The following is a 12,483-nucleotide window of genomic DNA, read 5'->3' as shown; positions in this document are numbered from 1 at the left end:
TTCGATTGCAGCACAGGCGATGACCCGCCTGAACATAAGCAGGTGAAAACTGCATATCATGCGCTTGAAGGTGGGAATTTAAGGGGGGGGGGTAAGTGCAGGTTTCTGTTGCCAGGTACCTGCGAACCCCGCCTTAGGTCGCTAAACGTAAGGACTTAAGTTTCAATAGTTCCGGTCGCTTACGCGGCCATCGCCATTGGAGCACGATTGTCATTTGCAATTGTACATTTTACGCCGATAACGGTGGCAGTCAGCCGAGATAAAGCAACATCTTTAGACGTTCGTCGATCCTATTTCGACCCCATGATCCGCAAATGACGGATGTTTGGTGGAGTCGCCGGGTACCGCCCCCGGGTCCGAACCGCTTATTACATGCGCGTTTATACCCATAGTCCCGAAGGACACCCCAGATATAAGGGGCGTGATTTGCTTTGCAAGGGGAAAGCTTTGAAAACGAAAGCTGACCCGCGGCTACCGGGCCGCGTCACTCTGTTTGCTGCGGCGGGCAAAGACCGTGCGGGCGAGGGCCTGGGTCTCTTCCTCAAGCAGGGTCAGCCCTTGGGCGGCGGCACCGGCGTCGCGGGCGGCGATGGCGGTGGCGATGTCACGATGGCGCGCGACGATGGCGTCGCGGGACCATGCGGTGAAGGTGATCATGTTCATCAGCGGCTGCATCGCTTCGACCGCACCGGCGAGTTGATAGGACAGCACCGGATTGCACGCCCCATCGACCAGCGCGCGGTGAAACGCGACATCAGCCGCGCAAAAGCCCGCGTCCGACAGATCGGGGGCAGATTGCGCGGCAAGCGCGTTTTGCATCGCGTCCAGATGATGATTCTGCCTGCGTGCCGCCGATAGGGGGGCGCAGGCGCGCTCTAGCGCGAAGCGGGCCTCGCAAGCGGTTTCGAAGCTCACGTCGTTCATCGACAAAAGCAGGGTAGAGGTGGTGATCTGCTGCGCTTGGGCGGCTTCAAAGCTGATGCGATTGACGAAAGCGCCGCCCGTTGCCCCCCGTTGCGTGCGGATCAACGATTGTGCCGCCAACCGCTTGAGCGCCTCGCGCACCGTCGCGCGCGAGACGTTGAACTGCGCCGACAGCTCCGCCTCGGAGGGGAGGCGTTCGTCCACGATCAGCACACCCTTGATGATGGCATCACGGATGTTCGCGGCAATATGGCTGGACAGATCAGAGGCGGTTTCTGGCGTGGAATTCATATGTCTTACATTTATGGTTTGGAAAAACTTTAATTGTCTGACATTAATTTTGCAAGATGTGAGTCGGCGGGCACCCCCACTGGCGCGCAGCTTGAACCCATGGAACCGAGGGGCCAGCCCCTCGGGCTCCCCGGAGTTTACTGGCAAAATGAAGCGGGCCCTGAACAGCGGTCCGAGACAGGAGAAATGATGTTTGATGCGTTGATGGTGAATAAGGATGAGGAATCCGGCAAGACCCATGCCGAGGTTACCCAGATCGACCTTGACCGTTTGCCCGAGGGGGATGTGACCATTGCTGTCGAATATTCGACCGTGAACTACAAAGACGGGCTGTGCATCGGACCGGGCGGCGGCTTGGTGCGCAAGTATCCCCATATTCCCGGTATTGATTTCGCAGGCACCGTGGAGGCATCGGACGATGATCGTTACAAACCCGGCGATAAGGTCGTGCTGACCGGCTGGCGTGTGGGCGAGGCCCATTGGGGCGGCTATGCGCAAAAGGCGCGTGTGAAGGCAGACTGGCTGGTGCCGCTGCCCGAGGGGCTGGATACCCGCCAAGCCATGGCCGTGGGCACGGCGGGCTTTACCGCGATGCTGTCTGTCATGGCGCTGGAGGATCACGGGCTGGTGCCGGGCAACGGGCCGGTACTGGTGACGGGTGCCGCCGGTGGCGTGGGGTCGGTCGCGGTCGCCATCCTTGCTGCATTGGGTCACGAGGTCGCCGGTGTGACGGGCCGCCCGGATACGGCGGATTATCTAAAATCGCTCGGTGCCACGCAGATCGTCGCACGGGAAGAGTTGAATGAAACCGTTAAACGTCCGCTGGAATCCGAAACCTGGGCCGGTTGCATTGATGCCGTGGGCGGCGAGATGCTGGCGCGGGTCTTGGGGCAGATGAAATACGGCGGTTCGGTCGCAGCTGTTGGGCTTGCGGGCGGGGCAGGGTTGCCGGCCACGGTGATCCCCTTCCTGCTGCGCGGTGTGAACCTGCTGGGGATCGATTCCGTCATGCAACCCTATGACAACCGTCTGCGCGCATGGCAGCGGATCGGGAAAGACCTGCCACTGTCCAAGCTTGAGGATATGGTCGTGCCTGCAACGCTGAGCGATCTGCCCAAGCTGGGGGCAGACATCCTGAACGGTCAGGTGCGGGGCCGTGTTGTGGTTGATGTGAACGGCTAAACCACCGGCGCTACGGCTACGATTTGTCTGGCGGCGGCCCCTTGGGGTCGCCGTTTGGCGTATTTAGGGACTGGTACGGCCTTGACCTTGCGGGGTCAGCACTAGCTTTGCATCACCTTAACGCAAAGTGTGACATGTCCGACAAAAGCCCCATCCTTCTTTGGTATCGCCGCGATCTGCGGCTTAGCGATCATCCGGCCCTATCTGCCGCTGCAAACGCGGGGCGGCCCGTGATACCCGTCTTTATCAAGGACAAGAGTGTCGACGCCCTTGGCGCGGCACCGAAATGGCGTCTTGGTTTGGGGATCGGGGCGCTGGCGGACAGTCTTGAGGGGGTGTCGAGCAGGCTGATCTTGCGTGAAGGCGATGCGCTTGAGGTATTACAGGCTCTGATCAAGGAGACGGGCGCGGGCACCGTCTATTGGTCGCGGCTTTATGATCCGGACAGCGTGCAGCGCGACAGCAAGATCAAAGAGATCCTGTGCAACGACGGGATAGAGGCGAAATCCTTTGGGGGGCACGTTATGTTCGAACCCTGGACGGTCGAGACCAAGGCGGGCGACTGCTATAAGGTCTACACGCCGTTCTGGAACAACGTCAAATCCCGCGATGTTGAGCCCCCGCTGGCCGCACCTTCGGACCTGCTCGCGCCGGAAAGCTGGCCCGACAGTGATGCGCTGGACGGGTGGGGCTTGGGGGCTGCGATGGACCGTGGTGCCGATGTGGTGCGCCCGTTTGTCTGTCTGGGCGAAAAAGCCGCGCAGTCGCGGCTGGGGGCCTTCATGGCGCATGGGGTAGCCGACTATAAGCAGACCCGCGACATTCCCGGCACCGATGGCACGTCGAACCTGTCGGAGAACCTGTCGCTGGGTGAGATCAGCCCGCATCAATGCTGGCACGCCGCACAGCGCGCCTTGCACGACGGCAAACAGGGGGCGGAGACCTTTCTGAAAGAGCTGGTGTGGCGCGAGTTTGCCTATCACTTGATGCATCACACGCCACGGATGCTAACCGATAACTGGCGCGAGGAATGGGATGCCTTCCCCTGGAACGAGGATGAACGCCGTGCCGAGGTGAAGGCCTGGAAGCAGGGGCGCACGGGCGAACCCTTTGTCGATGCCGCCATGCGCGAGCTCTATGTCACCGGCCGCATGCATAACCGGGGCCGCATGATCGTCGCGAGCTATCTGACGAAACATCTGATGTGTCACTGGCACATCGGGCAGAAGTGGTTTGAACATTGCCTAATCGACTGGGACCCCGCGAGCAATGCGATGGGGTGGCAATGGGCGGCGGGGTCGGGGCCGGATGCGTCTCCGTATTTCCGCGTGTTTAACCCCGAGACACAGCTGGATAAATTTGATAAGAATAGAGACTACGCCAGTCGCTGGATCGCCGAGGGGTGCGCCAATCCGCATAAGGACGCACTTGCATTCTTTGATGCGATCCCGCGCAGTTGGCCCTTGTCGGCGGATGATGACTATCCCGAAAAGATCATCGCGCTGGACGAAGGGCGCGAACGGGCCCTTGAAACCTATAAGGGGCGAAACTTTTAACCTTTATGAAACGTGGATCTCCCACGTAACACCCATAAACCAATAAGATACGCGTCCAAGCGCATACAGGAGAGCGAATGATTTTGACCAGCACCGAGGGGCAGACTGCCCTTCCACGATATTTCTCGCGTGTTTTTGCGATGGCGCAGGAAATGCAAAACGGGCAGGTCGACTTTGTTTTGCCCGACGGGCGGTGCTTTCGCGCAACCGGAAAGAACCCGCTGCCCGTTGCGGAAATCCGTATCCATAACAATGACTTGTTTGCGCGTCTTATCAGGGAGGGTGATCTTGGTTTCAGCGATGCCTACCTTGACGAATGGTGGAGCACACCGGATCTGCAGGCCTTTATGGACGTGGCCCATGCGAATGAGGATATCTACAATTCATTCCCCGGCATGGGGTTGATCCGCAAATTTGAATCCCTGCGCTTCTGGTTGCAGCGCAACAGCAAGAAGCAAGCGCGTAAGAACATCAGCTATCACTATGATTTGGGGAATGATTTCTACAAATTGTGGCTTGATGACACGATGACCTATTCAAGCGCGCTTTTCGAGGACGGCTTTCAACAATCGCTAGAGGCGGCGCAGACTGCGAAATATGCCTCTATGGTGGATCAAATGGGGGTCTCGGCTGGGGACCATGTGCTGGAAATCGGCTGCGGCTGGGGCGGTTTCGCTGAATATGCAGCGAAGGAACGTGGGCTCAAGGTGACGTGCCTCACGATCAGCAAAGAGCAGTTTAACTACGCCAAAGAACGTATTGAAAACGCGGGCTTGGCAGATGTCGTTCAATTCAAACTTCAAGATTACCGTGACGAGCGTGGCACCTACGATGGCATTGCCAGCATCGAGATGTTCGAAGCCGTTGGGGAACAGTATTGGCCGTCGTATTTCAATACGTTGCACGACTGTCTTAAACCTGGATGTCAAGCGACCTTGCAAATCATCACCGTGCCGGATCGTCGCTGGAAGGTTTACAAGCGAGGCGTTGATTTCATTCAGAAATATATCTTTCCGGGGGGTATGCTGCCAAGCCCTACGGTGTTGAAGCAACAGGTTGAGAATGCCGGACTAGCCGTTGAAAAGTCTATCGAATTTGGAAAAAGCTACGATGTCACGCTGCGCCGCTGGCATACGACCTTTAATGAGAAGTGGGAAGAGATCGCGCGCATGGGCTTTGACGAACGCTTCAAGCGGATGTGGGATTTCTACCTCACCTCTTGCGCGTCTACCTTTGACAGCGGCAATTGCGATGTGACACAGATTACCGTGAAGCGTCCGGCCTGAGGGCGCATTGCTTGTAGTCTAAGGAAATCCCGATGCCGACCGCTGCCCGCCTGACAGCCGCTTTTTGCCTGGCGCTGATGGGCTTTGCCCTTTCGCGCATGATCATGCCCCTGATGCCTGAATCCACCCAGTTCGGGTATTTCATTCCCACCAATATTGCCCTCGGGCTCGCGGTCGGGTGGCGGGTCATGGGGGCACGTGCGGGCGGTGGCGTTTCCGAAGGGATCACCATCGGGCTGACCGGTGCCGTGGTTCTGGTGTTCTGGGGGCTGTTCATCCAGGCAGGCCGCGAGATGATCGAGAACGCGATGATGCACCGCTATGGCGGTGTCGGAGAGGCGCTGGTGGGCATGATCGGTATCGGTGCCGAATACTTCCTGATTATGGCGACAGTGCCGATCATCGCGGTCGTGTTGATTGGCGGTGCCGTCAGTGGCGTGATCACAAACCTTATCGACAGCAAGTTCCCTTAAGCCGATGACAGATCTTTTCCTCTATGGGTCGTTGCGGCATGTGCCCCTGCTTGAAATTGTGATGGGGCGCGCGGCGGACCGGCTTGACATCTCGCCGGACCGTTTGCCAGATCACATCGCCTTGTCCGTGGTCGAGGGGCCGTTCCCCTGCATCGTGGCGGCACCGGGCCAATCCGCCGAAGGGGTGTTGCTGCGCGGGCTGGGGCAGAACGATCTGGACCGGTTGAATTTCTACGAGGGCAGCTTTGCCTACGACCTGCAGGAAATCACGTTGGAAAGCGGCGCAAAGGCTTTGGGCTATTTCGCGCGGCCCGATCAATGGACGACACGTGACCCGTGGTCGCTGACGCAGTGGCAGGCAGACTGGGGTGCGCTCAGCTGCTTTGCCGCGCGCGAGGTGATGGACTATTTCGGCGTCTATACTGCCGACCGCGTGGCGCAGATGTTCCCGATGATCCGGTCACGGGCAGCGGCGCAGGTGAATGCGCTTCGGTCGAAACACGGGGCAGGGACGCTGGACGGCAAGGTCCGGATCGACCGGATTGACCGCGCCTATACCAATTATTTCGCGCTGAACGAATATCACCTCGCCCACGAGCGTTTCGACGGCACGATGACCGATGTGCTGGAGCGTGCGGTCTTCGTCGCAACCGATGCCGCGCTGGTGCTGCCCTATGATCCGGTGCGGGATCGGGTGATGCTGGTAGAGCAGCTGCGCATGGGGCCGGTGGCGCGGGGGGATCGCGCGCAGTGGCAGCTTGAACCCATCGCGGGCCGTGTTGATCCGGGCGAAAGCCCCGAAGACGCCGCGCACCGCGAGGCGCAGGAAGAAGCGGGTCTGACCCTGCGCAAGCTTGAAAAAATCGCGGAAGTCTATGCCTCCCCGGGGGATTCTACGGAATTTTTCTATATCTATCTGGGCCTTGCCGATTTGCCCGATGATAGCACCGGCGTGAACGGGCTTGAGGCCGAAAACGAGGATATCCGGTCCCATCTCATCGGCTTTGATGCGCTGATGACCATGGTGGACCAGCTTGAAGCTGCCAATGCGCCGCTGGTGATTGCCGCTTACTGGCTTGCGCGGCATCGGGAACGCTTGAGGTTGGAAGCGCCCGCCGCTACACCGGAGGTAACTTGATTTAGGAGCATCCCATGCACGTCGCATCTGATCTGGCGCAGGCCATTGGCAACACCCCTCTTATTCGTCTGCGCAAGGCGAGCGAGGAAACCGGCTGCGAGATATACGGCAAGGCAGAATTCATGAACCCCGGCCAGTCGGTCAAGGACCGTGCTGCGCTGTTCATCATTCAGGATGCCATCGTCAAGGGTGCGCTGAAACCCGGCGGCACGATTGTCGAAGGCACGGCAGGGAACACCGGTATCGGGCTGGCACTGGTCGGTGCATCGATGGGGTTCAAAACCGTGATCGTCATTCCTGAAACGCAAAGTCAGGAAAAGAAAGACATGCTGCGCCTTGCCGGGGCCGAGCTGGTGCAGGTGCCCGCGGCACCCTACCGCAACCCCAACAACTTTGTGCGCTACTCGGAACGGCTCGCGAATGAACTGGCGCGCACCACGAACGAAGGTGTGATCTGGGCCAACCAGTTCGACAACGTCGCCAACCGTCAGGCGCATATCGAAACCACCGGCCCCGAGATCTGGGAGCAGACCGGCGGCAAGGTTGACGGATTCTGCTGTGCGGTAGGATCTGGCGGCACGCTGGCCGGGATCGGCATGGCGTTGCAGCCCAAGGGCGTGAAGATCGCGATTGCCGACCCGGACGGGGCCGCGCTGCATAACTATTACACCAAGGGTGAACTGGTCGCTGAAGGCGGATCAATCGCTGAAGGTATCGGTCAGGTTCGCATCACCAAGAACCTCGAAGGGTTCACGCCCGATTTCAGCTACAACGTCTCGGACGCCGAGGCGCTTCCCTATGTCTTTGACCTGTTGCAACACGAAGGGCTTTGCCTTGGGGCGTCGTCGGGTGTGAACGTCGCCGGTGCGGTGCGTCTGGCCAAGGATATGGGGCCGGGGCATACAATCGTGACGATCCTGTGCGACTTTGGCACGCGCTATCAGTCGAAACTGTTCAACCCCGACTTCCTGCGCGAAAAGGATCTGCCCGTGCCCGCTTGGCTGGACCGCGCCCCACAATCCATTCCCGGCGTCTTCGAAGACCAATGATCGCGACGCTCAGGGGGCTTCTGGCCTGCGGTCTTCTGGCGCTTTGCCTGACGACCGCGGCTTTCGCGCAGACCGACGTCGAAGAAACGGCGGAGCAATGGGATAGTGTTGCGGTCAAGGCGGAACAATCGGTTGAAGAGGCCGACACACCGACTTCCGAACTCGACAGCCTGCGCGGGCGTATCGTCAACTACCGGTCCGAGTTCGAGGCCGCGCGCACGCTGAACGCTGAACGTATCGCCGCGCTGCGTGACCAGCTTGCCGCCTTGGGCACAGCGCCCGAGGGCGAAAATGCCGAACCCGAAGCGCCAGAGGTGGCCAAGACCCGCGCAGACATCAACCAGCAGCTGAACACCCTGCTGGCCCCCGTTCAGATCGCAGAGCGCGAGTTTCTGCGCGCAGACGGACTGGTGCGCGAGATCGACAAGATTATCCGCGAACGCCAGACCGAACGGCTGCTCCGCACCACGCCGTCGCCGCTGAACCCCGTCTATTGGGGGCCCGCGCTGGTCGAGATGCAGGATGCCTTTGCCGCTTTCTGGCAGGAAAGTGCTGAACAGGATACGGACAGCGCGCTGAACACGTTGGAAAACAACCTGCCGACCGTTTTCTTCGCAGGTATTGCCGGCTTGCTTTTGCTGTTCCGCGGCCGTGTCTGGGCGATGAAGATTGCGCATACCCTGCGCGTTCATCAGGCGCGCGGCATGGGGATCTGGCGCTTTGTCGTCTCCTTGTTGCGCATCCTGTTCCCGCTAGTGGGGCTCTACCTGCTGACAATCGCGGCACGGCAATCGGGTTTTCTGGGCACACGCGCGACACAGGTCGTTGAATTGCTGCCGCTGATTGGCCTGCTTATCTTCGGGTTCCGCTGGGTGTCCGAACGGGTCTTTGCCCGCGAAGAAGACGAAGCGCTTTTGCCGCTGTCTGCACAGCAACGTAAATCCGCACGGCTCTACGTGAACGCGATCACCTTCGTGATGATCCTGTCTATCGTGGCGCTGACGGTGCTTGAAATCGGCGACCCCAGCTTGGCGACACGCGCGGTGGTGCAATTCCCGCTGGCGGTGCTGACCAGTCTCGCGCTGTTCCAGATCGGTCGTATCCTGCGCAGCTACCGTGAACCCGAAGAGGATACGCCAAACGCGGATGGCATGACCAAAGCATCGTCCCATGCGCGGGTTGTACGCGGTGCCGGGCTGGGGGCTATTGCGGTCTCTGTGGTGGCACCGCTGCTGTATGCCTTTGGCTATCAAGATCTGTCGGATGCGATCCTGCGCCCTTATGTGACGACACTAGCCGTGCTGGGGCTGGTCATGGCGCTGCAGCGCTTTTCTGCGGATGTCTATGGCGCGATCACGGGGCAGGGCGTTGCCGCACGCGAAGCGCTGATGCCGCTGTTCTTCGGTCTGATTTTGCTGTTGTTGGCGATGCCCGTGCTTGCGCTGGTCTGGGGCGCACGGGTCGCGGACCTGACCGAGTTATGGGCCGCATTCTCGCGCGGGTTCACCATCGGGGAAAGCCAGATCTCGCCGTCGAACCTGCTGGCCTTCGCGGTGATCTTTGCGATCGGCTATCTGCTCACGCGGCTGCTGCAAGGGGCGCTGCGCAGCAATGTCCTGCCCAAGACCAAGATCGACATCGGCGGGCAGAACGCGCTGCTGTCGGGGCTGGGCTATGTTGGGATCTTTCTGGCCGCGCTGGCCGCGATCACGGGGGCGGGCATTGACCTTAGCTCGCTTGCCATCGTTGCCGGTGCGCTGTCGGTCGGTATCGGTTTCGGTCTGCAGAACATCGTCAGCAACTTCGTGTCGGGGATCATCCTGCTGATCGAACGCCCCATTTCCGAAGGCGACTGGATCGAGGTCGGTGGCAAGTCCGGCTATGTGCGCGATATTTCGGTACGGTCCACGCGGATCGAAACCTTTGACCGCACCGATGTGATTGTCCCGAACGCCGATCTTGTCAGCGGTACGGTGACCAACTTTACCCGTGGCAATACCGTGGGGCGGGTCATTATCTCGGTCGGGGTGGCCTATGGCACCGATACCCGCCGCGTCGAAGCGATCTTGCGCGAGATCGCAGAGGACCAGCCGCTGGTGCTTGCGAACCCCGCGCCGAATGTGCTGCTGGTGCGTTTCGGGGCCGACGCGCTGGAGTTCGAGATCCGTGCCTTCCTGCGGGACGTGAATTGGATGATGTCGGTCAAAAGCGATATCAACCACGCCATCGTCGAACGCTTTGCCGCCGAAAACATCGAGGTGCCCTTTCCCCAGCGGGACGTATGGCTGCGCACCCGCGCGGGCGAAAAACCCTCTAAGCCGGATGGAGAGGACAGTTGAACGAGCCGATCTACCTCACCGACGCCTATGCCCGCGACAGCGCCGCCAAAGTCATCGCCATCACCGACGAGGGCGGGATCGTGCTGGACCGGACGGTGTTCTATCCCACGGGCGGCGGGCAACCGGGGGACAGCGGTTGGCTGAACTGGGACAAGCAGCGCATGCCGATCGCGACAACGGTCAAGGGGCTGGACGGGTCCATCATTCTGGTTCCGGCCGAGCCCGAGGAAATCCCCCTGCCGGGCACCCATGTCACGCAGAAGCTGGATTGGGACCGCCGGCACCGGCATATGCGGGTGCACAGCCTGCTGCATCTGTTGTCCGTGGTCGTGCCGTTCCCCGTGGTGGGAGGGCAAATCTCGGCCACGCATGGGCGGCTCGACTTTGACCTTGCCGATGCGCCAGAGGATCGCGACGGCATCGAGGACGCGTTGGCGTCCTATATCGCGCAGGATTTGCCGATTACGGATCACAGGATCACCCAAGAGGAACTGCAAGCCGCGCCTGAGCTGGTCAAGACGTTATCCGTCGCACCGCCGGTCACGGCGGCCAACGTGCGTCTGGTGCAAATCGGAGAGGGTGACGCATGGATCGACCTGCAGCCTTGCGGTGGCACCCATGTTGCCCGCACCGGAGAGATTGGCGCGGTACGCCTTGGCAAGATTGAGAAAAAGGGGCGCGGCACCCGCCGGATCTATGTCCATCTCGACAGCTGAACGGCGCATTGAAATCTTGTTGAATTTCGCGCGTTTTACCCCTTGCACCCCGCCTGCAGGTCACGTTAAACACCCCCTCAATGGACAGGTGGCCGAGTGGTCGAAGGCGCACGCCTGGAAAGTGTGTAGGCGGGAGACCGTCTCCAGGGTTCGAATCCCTGTCTGTCCGCCATACCCCCCTTACGATATATTCCGCCTGTACGGTGATCGGTTCCGACGCCCCGAACGGGTCGCCAGATGCCCGTTGGTTCGGGCGGGTCGATGACGGGTTACCTGAGCCTTTTCGCGGTCGCCTTTCTTGCAGCGACGATTCTACCGATGCAATCCGAAGCGTTGCTGGTCGGGCTGATGATCCATGACCAGCACGGGGTTCTGGGGTTGCTGGCGGTTGCCACGGTGGGCAATGTCTTGGGGTCGGTGGTGAATTGGGGGCTGGGGCACGCGGTGCTGCGGTTCCAGCACAAGCGCTGGTTTCCTGCATCCCCGTCGCAAATGGCGCGGGCCGAGACGTGGTATGCACGCTATGGCCGCTGGTCGCTGCTGGTAAGCTGGTTTCCGGTTGTCGGCGATGCGCTGACCGTCACCGCAGGGGTGCTAAGAGAGCCGCTGTGGTCCTTCGTCGCAATCGTCGGCATCGGCAAAGCATTGCGCTATGGGGTGCTGGCCTGGGTGACGCTTGTGTGGATCGGCTGAGCGAAAGAGACCGAATAGCGCGTTGTCTTGAAACGAAAAAAGCGCCCGAGGGCGCTTTGTTTCCGTGGTCGTCCTTAGCTGCTTAGCCGCCCCAGTTACGCACCTGACCGCAATCCATATGCACGAAGTTAGAGCCGGAATAGCGACCAACGCCGCCACCGTTACAGGCAATTGCCGCACGTGCCATCTGGTTCACCGAACGCGATGCCAGACGCAGGTCAGCCGCCTGACCACGCATATGGAGAGAGTTCTTGGCCACACCGCGCGATCTGGAACGCAGCATCGCGTTGGTCTGCGGGCTGCGGTAGCCGGATAGAAGCATATAGGGCTCGGACACATCCAGAAGGTTATGCGACGCGGCCATGATGTCCACGGTACGCAGGTCCATCGATTTGACGCCATCTGTACGCCAGTCACGCATGAAATAGTTCAGCTCGGATACGGCATCTTTGATGTAGTTGCCTTCGATCCAATAGATCATGTCGATGCGTTCGCCGGTCCGGCCGGAATACATCTTGATGCGACGAATATCGCCGGCCCCACGCAAAAATCCTGCTGCGTTTGCGAAGGTCGGTGCCGCTGCTACGGCTGTCGCTGCGAATGCGCCCAATACGGAGCGCCGGGTCATGCCCGAAGTGCTCTTACCAGTCATTGATTGTATGTCCCGTCTTCTGCCTTTGGTTCCATGATGTTACACGGAGTTTTCCATCGATCCCCAGATGCAACAATTTATGGCATAGCGCGATTCTTGAACCAAGTGCTGAATCGAAAAGGTTCCATCCATCAACAAATTTAGGCGAATTTTTGCGCAACCCTTAGTTGGTTGTTCATTTTTG

General features: G+C 59.9%; 11 protein-coding genes, 1 tRNA gene and 1 other RNA gene. 10 read left to right on the top strand and 3 right to left on the bottom strand.

Features of this window, described 5'->3' with window-relative positions; all coding sequences use genetic code 11:
* Positions 1-94: 94 nt before the first annotated feature.
* Both ssrA and SJY36_RS08855 read right to left on the bottom strand, forming a co-directional pair.
* Positions 95-441, bottom strand: a transfer-messenger RNA (tmRNA) gene (ssrA, locus tag SJY36_RS08860).
* 30 nt (positions 442-471) lie between these two features.
* Entirely contained in the window at positions 472-1,215 is a 744-nt protein-coding gene (locus SJY36_RS08855) for a FadR/GntR family transcriptional regulator (RefSeq protein ID WP_386174381.1), read from the bottom strand.
* A 189-nt stretch (positions 1,216-1,404) separates the two neighbouring features.
* Here SJY36_RS08855 and acuI point away from each other — a divergent pair, with 189 nt between their 5' ends.
* The 10 genes from acuI (at position 1,405) to SJY36_RS08805 (ending at position 11,647) form a co-directional block, all read left to right on the top strand.
* A complete protein-coding gene (acuI, locus tag SJY36_RS08850; protein WP_386174379.1) occupies positions 1,405-2,397 on the top strand; it encodes an acryloyl-CoA reductase in 993 nt (330 codons plus the stop codon).
* 134 nt (positions 2,398-2,531) lie between these two features.
* Complete coding sequence (locus SJY36_RS08845) at positions 2,532-3,953, top strand: cryptochrome/photolyase family protein (protein ID WP_386174376.1); 1,422 nt, start codon at positions 2,532-2,534, stop codon at positions 3,951-3,953.
* 77 nt (positions 3,954-4,030) lie between these two features.
* The gene (locus tag SJY36_RS08840) at positions 4,031-5,239 is read left to right on the top strand and encodes a class I SAM-dependent methyltransferase (RefSeq protein WP_386174373.1); all 1,209 of its coding nucleotides are present in this window, start codon (positions 4,031-4,033) and stop codon (positions 5,237-5,239) included.
* Positions 5,240-5,271: 32 nt separating this feature from the next.
* The gene (locus SJY36_RS08835; protein ID WP_005853664.1) at positions 5,272-5,712 is read left to right on the top strand and encodes a TrgA family protein; all 441 of its coding nucleotides are present in this window, start codon (positions 5,272-5,274) and stop codon (positions 5,710-5,712) included.
* 4 nt (positions 5,713-5,716) lie between these two features.
* Entirely contained in the window at positions 5,717-6,850 is a 1,134-nt protein-coding gene (locus SJY36_RS08830) for an NUDIX domain-containing protein (RefSeq protein ID WP_386174370.1), read from the top strand.
* Positions 6,851-6,864: 14 nt separating this feature from the next.
* On the top strand, positions 6,865-7,899 hold the full coding sequence (locus tag SJY36_RS08825; protein ID WP_386174366.1) for a cysteine synthase A: 1,035 nt from the start codon (positions 6,865-6,867) through the stop codon (positions 7,897-7,899).
* On the top strand, positions 7,896-10,238 hold the full coding sequence (locus SJY36_RS08820; RefSeq protein ID WP_386174363.1) for a DUF3772 domain-containing protein: 2,343 nt from the start codon (positions 7,896-7,898) through the stop codon (positions 10,236-10,238). The genes SJY36_RS08825 and SJY36_RS08820 overlap by 4 nt, the downstream gene beginning before the upstream one ends.
* Entirely contained in the window at positions 10,235-10,954 is a 720-nt protein-coding gene (locus SJY36_RS08815) for an alanyl-tRNA editing protein (protein ID WP_386174360.1), read from the top strand. The genes SJY36_RS08820 and SJY36_RS08815 overlap by 4 nt, the downstream gene beginning before the upstream one ends.
* A gap of 82 nt (positions 10,955-11,036) precedes the next feature.
* Positions 11,037-11,126, top strand: a tRNA-Ser gene (locus tag SJY36_RS08810).
* A gap of 65 nt (positions 11,127-11,191) precedes the next feature.
* On the top strand, positions 11,192-11,647 hold the full coding sequence (locus SJY36_RS08805) for a YqaA family protein (RefSeq protein WP_386174357.1): 456 nt from the start codon (positions 11,192-11,194) through the stop codon (positions 11,645-11,647).
* Between the two features lie 82 nt (positions 11,648-11,729).
* On the opposite strand, the gene SJY36_RS08800 is transcribed toward SJY36_RS08805, so the two are convergent.
* Positions 11,730-12,275, bottom strand: coding sequence for a DUF882 domain-containing protein (locus SJY36_RS08800; protein ID WP_005853653.1), 546 nt, complete (start codon positions 12,273-12,275; stop codon positions 11,730-11,732).
* Positions 12,276-12,483: the final 208 nt, after the last annotated feature.

This window comes from Sulfitobacter sp. R86518 (assembly GCF_042466275.1).
In the GTDB taxonomy this organism is placed as follows: Bacteria; Pseudomonadota; Alphaproteobacteria; order Rhodobacterales; family Rhodobacteraceae; genus Sulfitobacter; species Sulfitobacter pontiacus.
The sequence above is the reverse complement of the archived record's forward strand: the minus strand, read 5'-3'. Positions and strand labels throughout refer to the sequence as shown.

Bases quoted from the DNA above. Each gene is read 5' to 3' on its own strand.
- SJY36_RS08840 (WP_386174373.1), top strand. From the start codon at position 4,031: ATGATTTTGACCAGCACCGAGGGGCAGACTGCCCTTCCACGATATTTC.
- SJY36_RS08825 (WP_386174366.1), top strand. From the start codon at position 6,865: ATGCACGTCGCATCTGATCTGGCGCAGGCCATTGGCAACACCCCTCTT.
- SJY36_RS08830 (WP_386174370.1), top strand. From the start codon at position 5,717: ATGACAGATCTTTTCCTCTATGGGTCGTTGCGGCATGTGCCCCTGCTT.
- SJY36_RS08805 (WP_386174357.1), top strand. From the start codon at position 11,192: ATGCCCGTTGGTTCGGGCGGGTCGATGACGGGTTACCTGAGCCTTTTC.
- SJY36_RS08855 (WP_386174381.1), bottom strand. From the start codon at position 1,215: ATGAATTCCACGCCAGAAACCGCCTCTGATCTGTCCAGCCATATTGCC.
- acuI (WP_386174379.1), top strand. From the start codon at position 1,405: ATGTTTGATGCGTTGATGGTGAATAAGGATGAGGAATCCGGCAAGACC.
- SJY36_RS08835 (WP_005853664.1), top strand. From the start codon at position 5,272: ATGCCGACCGCTGCCCGCCTGACAGCCGCTTTTTGCCTGGCGCTGATG.
- SJY36_RS08845 (WP_386174376.1), top strand. From the start codon at position 2,532: ATGTCCGACAAAAGCCCCATCCTTCTTTGGTATCGCCGCGATCTGCGG.
- SJY36_RS08800 (WP_005853653.1), bottom strand. From the start codon at position 12,275: ATGACCCGGCGCTCCGTATTGGGCGCATTCGCAGCGACAGCCGTAGCA.
- SJY36_RS08820 (WP_386174363.1), top strand. From the start codon at position 7,896: ATGATCGCGACGCTCAGGGGGCTTCTGGCCTGCGGTCTTCTGGCGCTT.